The organism is Candidatus Microbacterium colombiense, from assembly GCA_029203165.1.
GTDB classification, from domain to species: Bacteria; Actinomycetota; Actinomycetes; order Actinomycetales; family Microbacteriaceae; genus Microbacterium; species Microbacterium colombiense.
This window is the reverse complement of sequence record CP119308.1, coordinates 2,202,093-2,211,603: the sequence shown is the minus strand read 5'-3', so window position 1 is coordinate 2,211,603 and position 9,511 is coordinate 2,202,093. Positions and strand designations below refer to the sequence as shown.

The 9,511-nt window shown below is 69.7% G+C and carries 11 protein-coding genes; all 11 read left to right on the top strand.

Annotated elements, in window-relative coordinates; translation table 11 throughout:
- Window positions 1-52 precede the first annotated feature (52 nt).
- Window positions 53-310, top strand: a complete 258-nt coding sequence (gene rpoZ / locus P0Y60_10680) for a DNA-directed RNA polymerase subunit omega (protein WEK59825.1) — start codon at window positions 53-55, stop codon at window positions 308-310.
- A 91-nt stretch (window positions 311-401) separates the two neighbouring features.
- Window positions 402-1,595 carry a methionine adenosyltransferase gene (metK, locus tag P0Y60_10675; GenBank protein WEK59824.1) on the top strand — a complete coding sequence of 398 codons (1,194 nt, stop codon included), beginning with the start codon at window positions 402-404 and terminating at the stop codon, window positions 1,593-1,595.
- A 16-nt stretch (window positions 1,596-1,611) separates the two neighbouring features.
- Entirely contained in the window at window positions 1,612-3,570 is a 1,959-nt protein-coding gene (locus P0Y60_10670; GenBank protein ID WEK59823.1) for a primosomal protein N', read from the top strand.
- A gap of 18 nt (window positions 3,571-3,588) precedes the next feature.
- Entirely contained in the window at window positions 3,589-4,509 is a 921-nt protein-coding gene (fmt, locus tag P0Y60_10665) for a methionyl-tRNA formyltransferase (protein ID WEK59822.1), read from the top strand.
- 104 nt (window positions 4,510-4,613) lie between these two features.
- A complete protein-coding gene (locus P0Y60_10660; protein ID WEK62900.1) occupies window positions 4,614-5,981 on the top strand; it encodes a transcription antitermination factor NusB in 1,368 nt (455 codons plus the stop codon).
- A 3-nt stretch (window positions 5,982-5,984) separates the two neighbouring features.
- Window positions 5,985-6,665: a ribulose-phosphate 3-epimerase gene (rpe, locus tag P0Y60_10655; GenBank protein ID WEK59821.1), complete on the top strand. Its 681-nt coding sequence runs from the start codon at window positions 5,985-5,987 to the stop codon at window positions 6,663-6,665.
- The gene (locus P0Y60_10650; protein ID WEK59820.1) at window positions 6,662-6,925 is read left to right on the top strand and encodes a phosphoribosyl-ATP diphosphatase; all 264 of its coding nucleotides are present in this window, start codon (window positions 6,662-6,664) and stop codon (window positions 6,923-6,925) included. The genes rpe and P0Y60_10650 overlap by 4 nt, the downstream gene beginning before the upstream one ends.
- Window positions 6,926-6,963: 38 nt before the next feature.
- On the top strand, window positions 6,964-7,806 hold the full coding sequence (gene hisG / locus P0Y60_10645) for an ATP phosphoribosyltransferase (GenBank protein WEK59819.1): 843 nt from the start codon (window positions 6,964-6,966) through the stop codon (window positions 7,804-7,806).
- Window positions 7,806-8,567 carry an imidazole glycerol phosphate synthase subunit HisF gene (gene hisF, locus P0Y60_10640; protein ID WEK59818.1) on the top strand — a complete coding sequence of 254 codons (762 nt, stop codon included), beginning with the start codon at window positions 7,806-7,808 and terminating at the stop codon, window positions 8,565-8,567. The genes hisG and hisF overlap by 1 nt, the downstream gene beginning before the upstream one ends.
- Window positions 8,564-8,923 carry a phosphoribosyl-AMP cyclohydrolase gene (gene hisI / locus P0Y60_10635; GenBank protein ID WEK59817.1) on the top strand — a complete coding sequence of 120 codons (360 nt, stop codon included), beginning with the start codon at window positions 8,564-8,566 and terminating at the stop codon, window positions 8,921-8,923. The genes hisF and hisI overlap by 4 nt, the downstream gene beginning before the upstream one ends.
- Entirely contained in the window at window positions 8,920-9,510 is a 591-nt protein-coding gene (locus P0Y60_10630; GenBank protein ID WEK59816.1) for a Trp biosynthesis-associated membrane protein, read from the top strand. Before hisI ends, P0Y60_10630 begins: the two co-directional genes overlap by 4 nt.
- The last annotated feature ends 1 nt before the right edge of the window (window position 9,511 follow it).

The window sequence follows — 9,511 nt, the reverse complement described above, 5'->3', positions numbered from 1 at the left end:
CCCATTGCACCGTCTTCGCGACGATCCCGTCGCCTGATCAGGAGGTCTCACCATGGCCGGACACCACAACAAGGGCATCATCGATCCCCCCATCGACAACCTGCTGCAGCGTGTCGACTCCAAGTACGAGCTCGTGATCTACGCGTCCAAGCGCGCACGCCAGATCAACGACTACTACTCCGACCTGCACGAGGGCAACCTCTTCGACAACGTGGGCCCGCTCGTCGACTCGTCCGTCGAGGACAAGCCGCTCACCATCGCTCTGCACGAGATCAACGAAGACAAGCTCCGCCTGCGTCACGCGGAGTGATATTCCGGGCCGCGCCTCGCATTATGTCCGAGGCGCGGTTCAGAATGGGAACGTCTGTCCTTCCCCCTTCCCACCCCGTTCTGGAGCCCCGATGAGCGCCCTGCGTCTGTTCACGTCCGAGTCCGTCACCGAAGGGCATCCGGACAAGATCTGCGACCAGATCTCGGACAGCATCCTCGACGGCCTCATCGCGAAGGATCCGGAGTCGCGCGTCGCCGTCGAGACGCTCGTCACGACCGGCCTCGTGCACGTCGCCGGCGAGATCCGCACCGAGGCCTACGTCGACATCCCCACGATCGTCCGCCAGGTCGTGAACGGTATCGGCTACACCTCCAGCGACACCGGGTTCGACGGTGACTCGTGTGGAGTCAGCGTGTCGGTCGGCGAGCAGTCCGGAGACATCGCCCACGGCGTCGACAACGCGCAGGAGCACCGCGACGGCTCGTCGGTGGATCCTCTCGACGGTCTCGGCGCGGGCGATCAGGGCATCATGTTCGGCTTCGCCACGAACGAGACCCCGCAGCTCATGCCCATGGCGGCCTGGACGGCGCATCGCATCGCCGAGCGCCTCACCGAGACACGGCGCAGCGGTCTGTTGCCGTTCCTCCGTCCCGACGGCAAGACGCAGGTCACGCTCGGATACGACGGACTCGTCCCGAAGACGGTCGACGCGGTCGTGGTCTCCACGCAGCACAACCCCGACATCTCGCAGGACGACCTCAAGGCCCAGGTGCGCGAGCACGTCATCGCGCCGATCCTGGAGTCCACGGGGCTCGACCTCGACGATGTGACCTACTACATCAACCCCGCCGGCCCCTTCGTCACCGGTGGGCCGAAGGGCGATGCCGGTCTCACGGGTCGCAAGATCATCATCGACACCTACGGCGGAGCCGCCCGCCACGGCGGTGGTGCCTTCAGCGGCAAGGATCCGTCGAAGGTCGACCGCTCGGGTGCCTATGCGACCCGCTGGGTCGCGAAGAACGCCGTGGCCGCCGGTCTCGCGGATCGTCTCGAGGTGCAGGTGGCCTACGCCATCGGCGTCGCCCGCCCGGTCGGTCTGTACGTGGAGACCTTCGGCACCGGCAAGGTGTCCGACGAGATCATCATCCGTGCGATCAACGACGTCTTCGACCTGCGTCCGCAGGCGATCATCGAGCAGCTCGACCTGTTGCGCCCGATCTACGCGCAGACGGCGGCCTACGGCCACTTCGGTCGTGAACTGCCCGAGTTCACCTGGGAGCGCATCGACCGCGTGGAAGAGCTGCGCCGCGCTGCCGGGCTCTGATGAGGCGTCGGTACCCATGACGGCGGTGAGCCGGCGCATCGCGCGCGTGCTCCTCGATTCGCCTCTGCCTCAGTTGGATCGGCTGTTCGACTACGCCCTGCCGCCGGAACTCGGCGACGTGGTTCCGGGCGTACGGGTTCGTGTCCCTCTGCGAACGGCAGGGCGAGTGATCGACGGGTACATCGTCGAGGTCGACACCGAGGACGACGCCGATCGTCCGCTCTCGGAGGTCGACAGCGTCGTCTCCGCGGTCCCCGTCCTGCCGGAGCGGCTGCACCAGCTCGCCCGGCGTGTGGCCGACCGGGCGGCGGGTTCCGCATCCGACATCCTGCGTCTCGTCATCCCGAAGCGCCAGGTGCGTGTCGAGAAGGCCTGGACCGCCGACTCACCCGTCGTCCACCCCGGCGAGGATGCGATCGGCACCGCCGATGAGGTGCTTTCGGCATACGACGGGCTCGCCGCCATCGTCGACGAGGGCGGACGCGCGGCCGTCGAGGCCATCCCGCTCTCGCACGACGACGCTCAGGCGTGGGCCGCGCTCCTCACGGCGGTCGCAGTGCGCACGCTCGGGGCCGGGAAGTCGTCGATCCTGGTGGTTCCCGATCATCGCGATCTGGATCGTCTGCTCACCGCGCTCGATCGTGTGGCGCCCGCCGACAGCGTGGTGCGCTTCGACTCACGACTGACGAACCCTCTGCGCTACCGCTCGTTCCTGCGCTCGCTCGAAGAGGCTCCCTGCATCGTGGTGGGCAATCGGTCGGCGGTCTACGCCCCGGTGCGCGCCGGGCTCGTCGCGCTGTGGGACGACGGAGATCCGCTCCTGGGCGAACCCTTGGCGCCTTATGTCAACGCGCGAGACGCCGCGCTGCTGCGTCAGGAGCAGGAGGAGAGCGCCCTGCTCTTCGTCGGGCACACACGAACGACCGATGTCGAGCGCCTCGTCATGCGCGGGTGGCTGCAGGACATCCGCGCCACGCGGCGTGTGTTGCCACGCGTCGTGCTGAGCACGCCGCAGGAGATGGAACAGCCGACCGCCCAGAGGCTGCCGTCGTCCGCGTTCCTCGCGGCGCGATCGGCCGCGGCGGAAGGGCCCGTGCTGGTGCAGGTGTCGCGCCCCGGCTTCTCGCCGTCGCTCGTGTGTGCCGAATGTCGCGCGCCGGCCCGCTGCCCGGAGTGCGGGGGACCTCTCGGCGCACGCCATCGTGGCGCGGTGCCGGTGTGCGGGTGGTGCGGCCGCGGTGCACGGGCGTGGACGTGTCCCCACTGCACGTCGGCCAAGCTCCGACTCGCCTCATCGGGCAGCGAACGCACGGCCGACGAGCTCGGTCGCGCCTTTCCCGGCGTTCGTGTGATCGTCGCCGACAGTGCGCATCCGGTGGAACGTGTCGATGCGAAGCCGGCGCTGGTCGTCGCGACCCGAGGTGCCGAGCCGCTCGCGGACGGCGGCTACCGCGCCGTGGTGCTCCTGGACGGCCCTCGCATGCTCCAGGCTCCCGACCTGCGTGTGGGGGAGTCGTGTCTGCGGTGGTGGTCGAACGCCGCGTCGCTCGCCGCCCCGGGCGCGCCGGTGCACCTGGTCGGCGTCGACGGCGGCACAGCCCGCGCCCTGGCCACCTGGAACCAGGCCGGCTACGCACGCGCCGAGCTCGACGGCAGAGCGCCGCTGCACATGCCGCCGGCCACGCGCGTCGCGCTCGTGGAGGGCACGGCCGCGGCCGTCTCCCGTGCTCTGATCAGCCTCGGCGAGCTGGCGCTTCCGCCGGATGCCGTGCTCGGCCCGGTGCCGATCGACTCCGACGACGTGCCGCCGCGCGTCCGCGCGCTCGTCCGTTTCGAGTACGGTGCGGGCACCCGGGTCGTGACGCTCCTGCGGGCGGCCGTCGTCGCCGAGGCGGTCGCCAGTCGTCGTGGGCGTGGACGCAACCCTCGGAACACTCTCGCCGTCCGTCTCGATATCCTCGATCCAGAGCTCTGACCCTTCCGGAGAACCTTCATGCGCCTCGTCTTCGCCGGCACGCCGTCCGCGGCCGTCCCCACACTGCGCCGCTTGGCGGCCGTTCACGACATCGCGGCGGTGATCACCCGCCCCGATGCGCCCCTCGGCCGCAAGAAGGTGCTGACGCCGTCACCGGTGTCGCAGGCGGCGACCGAACTCGGCATTCCCGTGATCACCGCCGCGCGTCTGGATGAGGATGCGACGCAGCGCATCGCCGCCCTGCGCCCCGAACTCGGCGTGATCGTCGCGTACGGCGGTCTGGTGCGCGAGCCGCTGCTGTCGACCCCGGATGCCGGGTGGATCAATCTGCATTTCTCCCTGCTGCCCGAGTGGCGCGGTGCCGCACCGGTGCAACGAGCGCTGATCGCCGGCGACGAAGAACTCGGTGCGAGTGTCTTCCAACTGGTCGCCGAACTCGACGCGGGCGATGTGTTCGCCTCTCGCGTTGTTCCGGTTCCCGCGGGTGCGACCGCCGACGTCGCACTCAAGGCTTTGGCGATCGATGGAGCCGAGCTCACCGCGGAGGTCGTGGCCGGTATCGCCGCGGGCATCGCACAGGCGACGCCGCAGCGGGGTGAGCCGACCTTCGCGCCGAAGCTGTCCCTCCCCGACGGACTCCTGGACTGGACGCAGTCCTCTGACGAGATCTTCGCGCGTTTCCGCGGCGTCACCCCGGAGCCGGGCGCGCACACGACGATCGACGGGCAACGCCTCAAGGTTCTCGAAGCCGCGCCGGCGCCCGACGCCGAGCGCCTGGAGCCGGGCGTGCTGGTGGGGACCAGAGCGGCAGTGTTGTTCGGCACCGCGACCACACCCCTCGCCGTGACCCGCGTGCAGCCGGCCGGCAAGGGAGCGATGAACGCCGCCGACTGGTGGCGCGGACAGCGTGACGCCGAGGGGATGCGTGCCGGATCATGAGTGATGGACAGCAGAGCCGTTCGAACCGTAAGCCGCGCCGACCGCACTCCGGGGCACGGTCGGATTCTTCGCAGAATCGCGGGACGCGAGGCCCGGTGCGCAGCGTGCAGCCGCCGCGCCGCGTCGCCTTCGATGTGCTGCGTGCGGTGTCGGAATCCGACGCCTACGCGAACCTCGTCCTGCCGACTGCGATCGCCGAGGCCGGGCTGACCCCGCAGGATGCGGCACTGGCCACCGAGCTCACGTACGGCACGCTGCGGCGCCGCGGCACGTACGACGCGATCATCGCCGCCGCCGCGGATCGCGCGACCGAGAGCATCGACCCGGCAGTTCTCGACGCGCTGCGGCTGGGCGTGCACCAACTGCTCGCGACACGCGTCGCCTCGCACGCCGCGGTGAACGAGTCCGTGAACCTCGTCGCGACCAGTGTCGGTCGGGGTGCGTCGAGTTTCGCGAATGCTGTGCTCCGACGCGTCACCCGGCAGTCGCCGGAGGAGTGGGAGGAGCAGATCGAGCGCGATGCCCGGTCGGACGACGAGCGCCTGGCGCTGCGTTCGGCGCATCCGGTGTGGATCATCCGAGCACTTCGCCGTGCTCTCGCCGCCGAGGGGCGCGTCGACGAGTTGGAAGAGCTGCTCGAAGCGGACAACGCCTCGCCCGAGGTCACGTTGGTCGCCCTTCCCGGGCTGGCCGAGCCGGGTGAACCGCGACGACCCTATGCCGTCACCGCCTATGGCTCTCCCGGTGGCGACCCGCACCGGATCGTCGCCGGGTCCGGCGGCACGGTCCGTGTGCAGGATGAGGGGTCGCAGCTCGTCGCCCTCGCCCTCGCCGACGCCGCCCCGATCCGTGAGGGTGAGCGTTGGCTCGACCTCTGCGCGGGACCCGGCGGCAAGACGGCGCTCCTCGCCGCGGTCGCGCATGAGCAGGGAGTGATCGTCGAGGCGAACGAGGTCATCCCGACGCGCGCGCGGCTCGTACGCAACGCGCTCCGCGGTGTTCCGGGTGAGGTCGTGGTGCACGAGGCGGACGGCCGCGACTTCGCCGCCCAACGCCCCGGCGCCTTCGATCGCATCCTGGTCGACGCGCCGTGCACCGGACTGGGCGCGCTCCGCCGCCGTCCCGAAGCGCGTTGGCGCAAGACCCCGGCCAACGTTGCCGAGCTCGTGCCGCTCCAGGTTCAGCTGCTGTCGGCGGCGGTCGACGCGCTGGCGCCGGGCGGGATCGTCGCCTACGTCACGTGCTCACCGCATCTCGCCGAGACCACGGGCGTGGTTCAGGATGTGATCCGCTCCCGCGATGACCTGCAGGTGATCGACGCCCGCGCCGTCGTCGCCGGCGTCGCCCGCGCCCCGATCGATCTGGCCGACGACGGTCGCGCCGAGTCGAGGACCGTACAGCTCTGGCCACACCGTCACGGCACCGACGCCATGTTCCTCGCGCTCCTGCAGCGCGCCCCGAAGGGAGACTGACCGATGGATCTGCCCCGCGCACCCCGCATCAATCCGAGCATCCTCGCGGCCGACTTCGTCAACATGCAGGCGGACCTCGCCCGCATCGCGACAGCCGACTTCGCCCACGTCGATGTGATGGACAACCACTTCGTGCCCAACCTCACCTTCGGCCCGCAGATGGTGCAGCGCATCCAGGCGACGAGCCCGATCCCGCTGGACGTGCACTTGATGATCACGGACCCGGACCGCTGGGCACCGGAGTATGCGGAGATCGGCGCCGCCAGCGTCACGTTCCACCTCGAGGCCGCCGCTGACCCTGTGTCGCTCGCACGCCGCCTGCGCGACATCGGATCCCGTGCCGGCGTGGCGATCAAGCCGGGCACACCGGTCGAAGGCCTGTACAGCGTGCTCGACGAGTTCGATCAGATCCTGGTGATGACGGTCGAGCCCGGTTTCGGTGGACAGGGTTTCATGCCGGAGACGATGCCGAAGCTGCGCGCCCTTGCCGACGAGGCGAGGCGTCGCGGCTCGCAGGTCTGGCTGCAGGTCGACGGCGGAATCTCCGACAGCACGATCGAGCAGGCGGCTGCGGCAGGGGCGGACACGTTCGTGGCCGGATCCGCCGTCTACGGCGCTGACGACATCGAGGCGGCCGTCACTCGGCTCAGGGACCGCGCGCGAGCCGCTAGCCTGGAAGCGTGAAGACTTTCGACGAGCTGTTCGCTGAACTCAGCGTCAAGGCCGAGATCCGTCCCGAGGGATCAGGCACTGTCGCAGAGCTCGACGGCGGCGTGCACACGATCGGCAAGAAGATCGTCGAAGAGGCCGCCGAGGTCTGGATGGCATCCGAGTACGAGTCCGACGAGGCCGCGGCCGAGGAGATCTCCCAGCTGCTGTACCACCTGCAGGTGATGATGATCGCGAAGGGTCTCAGCCTGCAGGACGTCTACCGACATCTGTGACGCGCTCCGCTCCGATTCCCTCGAACTGAAAGCCGTTCATGCTGCGCATCGCTGTTCCCAACAAGGGCTCGCTCTCCGAGACCGCCGCCGACATGCTCGCGGAGGCCGGATACGCCGGTCGTCGTGACCCCAAGACCCTCCACGTGATCGACGCCGACAACGACGTCGAGTTCTTCTTCCTGCGTCCCAAGGACATCGCGACCTATGTGGGATCCGGCGCCATCGACGTCGGCATCACCGGACGCGATCTCCTGCTGGACGCACGCATGCCCGGTGCTCGAGAGATCGAGGCTCTGGGCTTCGCCGGCTCCACCTTCCGTTTCGCGGCGCCAGCGGGCCAGTACACCGATGTGTCCCAGCTCGACGGGCTCCGCATCGCCACCTCGTATCCCGGACTCGTCGATGCCTTCCTCGACGAGCGGGGTATCGCGGTCGACCTGGTTCCTCTGGATGGAGCCGTGGAGTCCGCGGTCCGTCTCGGAGTGGCGGATGCCGTCGCCGACGTCGTCGAGACCGGAACGACGTTGCGTCAGGCCGGGCTCGAGGTCTTCGGTCCGGTGATCCTCGAATCCGAGGCCGTGCTGATCGCCGGCCCTGCAGACGCCGAGGGGGGAGAGACGCTGCTGCGTCGCCTGCGCGGCGTGATGGTGGCTCGCCGCTTCGTGATGATCGACTACGACCTCCCCGTCTCGCTACTCGATGACGCGGTGAAGATCGCGGGCGGCGTGGAGTCTCCCACCGTGTCGCCGCTGCGCGACCCCGAGTGGGTCGCCGTGCGCGTCATGGTCGCCCGCGCGCGCGTCAACCCGGTGATGGATGCGCTCTACGCACTCGGTGCTCGGGCGATCCTGGTCACGGCCATTCACAACGCGAGGCTCTGATGACGCTGGCCAGCCGAGTCATCCCGTGTCTCGATGTGGCCGCGGGCCGCGTCGTCAAGGGCGTCAACTTCGAGAACCTCCGCGACATGGGCGATCCCGTCGAACTCGCTCAGCACTATGCCGCGCAGGGCGCGGACGAGATCACCTTTCTCGATGTGACCGCGACCGTCGATGCGCGCGCCACGACCTACGACGTGGTGCAGCGCACGGCAGAGCAGGTGTTCGTGCCGCTCACGGTCGGCGGGGGAGTCCGCACCGTCGATGACGTCGCGCGCCTGCTCTCCGTCGGCGCCGACAAGGTCGGCGTGAACTCCGCCGCGATCGCGCGACCGGAGCTCCTCGGCGAGATCGCCGATCGGTTCGGCGCCCAGGTGCTGGTGCTGTCGCTCGACGTCAAGCGGGCGGACACGACGCCGTCGGGATTCGTCGTCACGACGCATGGCGGGCGGACCCAGACGACGCTCGACGCGCTGGAATGGGCCAGGGAGGCCACCGAGCGGGGCGCCGGCGAGCTGCTGGTGAACTCGATCGACGCCGACGGCACACGCGACGGCTTCGATCTGGAGCTCGTCAGACTCATGCGTGAGGTGGCATCGGTGCCGGTGATCGCATCGGGCGGCGCGGGTGATGTGTCGCATTTCGCCCCGGCCATCAAGGCGGGGGCGGATGCCGTGCTCGCCGCGAGCGTCTTCCACACCGGCGCGCTCACCGTCGGTGACGTCAAGCAGGCGCTGAGCGCCGAAGGAGTGATCGTCCGATGAGCGACATCGAGGCCCGTATCGCACAGGTCGTCTGGAACGCCGACACTCTCGCGCCCGTGATCGTCCAGCAGTGGGACACGCACGAGGTCCTGATGCTGGCGTGGGTCGATCAGGAAGCGCTCCGCCGCACGCTCACCTCCGGCCGCGCGACGTACTGGTCCCGTTCCCGCCAGGAGTACTGGCGCAAGGGCGACACGTCGGGGAACATCCAGGTGGTGCGTGAGGCGCGGCTCGATTGCGATGGCGATGCGATCCTGCTCCTCGTCGACCAGACGGGCCCGGCGTGCCACACCGGTACGCGCACCTGCTTCGACACGACCGATCTCGAAGCGGTCTCCGGGAGCGCGACGGCATGACTCTCGCCCGACGCGGCCGTTCCCTCGCGGTCTCCGGATTCCTGCTCGCCGGTGCGATCGGGATCATCTCGTCGACCCAGACCTGGATCACGGTGGAACGGGCGGATGCGGGGGAGGCCATCCTGGTTCCGGGCGCCTCAGCGCTGGTGCTGCTCGCGCCACTCAGCCTCGCCGTGCTCGCTCTCGGCGCCGCACTCTCGATCGCGGGCCGGGTCGTGCGCCTCGCCTTCGCGGTGCTGGGCGCCGCGAGTGCCGTGTTCCTCGGCTGGTCCACGCTCCACCTGCTGATCGCGGTTCCGGAATCGGCCATCGCGCCGACCGTCACGGAGGTGACCGGTCTCGCAGGCACGGCGGCGATCTCCGATGTCGTACGTTCTGCGGTCCCGACCGCCTGGCCGGTCTTCGCCCTGATCGGCTGGGTGATCCTGCTCGCGGCCTCCGTCCTGGTGCTCGTCACCTGGCGCCGTTGGAAGGCGGGTGGCCGTCGATACCGCACTGCTCCCGAGGCGGCAGCGCCCCAGGACGGCCCCGTGGATGCCGTGGACTCGTGGGACGACCTGTCCCGCGGAACCGATCCCACGCGCTGAC

What these genes read in the sequence shown, in the direction of transcription:
- rpoZ (WEK59825.1), top strand. Translation starts at nt 53, where the DNA reads ATGGCCGGACACCACAACAAGGGCATCATCGATCCCCCCATCGACAAC.
- metK (WEK59824.1), top strand. Translation starts at nt 402, where the DNA reads ATGAGCGCCCTGCGTCTGTTCACGTCCGAGTCCGTCACCGAAGGGCAT.
- P0Y60_10670 (WEK59823.1), top strand. Translation starts at nt 1,612, where the DNA reads ATGACGGCGGTGAGCCGGCGCATCGCGCGCGTGCTCCTCGATTCGCCT.
- fmt (WEK59822.1), top strand. Translation starts at nt 3,589, where the DNA reads ATGCGCCTCGTCTTCGCCGGCACGCCGTCCGCGGCCGTCCCCACACTG.
- rpe (WEK59821.1), top strand. Translation starts at nt 5,985, where the DNA reads ATGGATCTGCCCCGCGCACCCCGCATCAATCCGAGCATCCTCGCGGCC.
- hisG (WEK59819.1), top strand. Translation starts at nt 6,964, where the DNA reads ATGCTGCGCATCGCTGTTCCCAACAAGGGCTCGCTCTCCGAGACCGCC.
- hisF (WEK59818.1), top strand. Translation starts at nt 7,806, where the DNA reads ATGACGCTGGCCAGCCGAGTCATCCCGTGTCTCGATGTGGCCGCGGGC.
- hisI (WEK59817.1), top strand. Translation starts at nt 8,564, where the DNA reads ATGAGCGACATCGAGGCCCGTATCGCACAGGTCGTCTGGAACGCCGAC.
- P0Y60_10630 (WEK59816.1), top strand. Translation starts at nt 8,920, where the DNA reads ATGACTCTCGCCCGACGCGGCCGTTCCCTCGCGGTCTCCGGATTCCTG.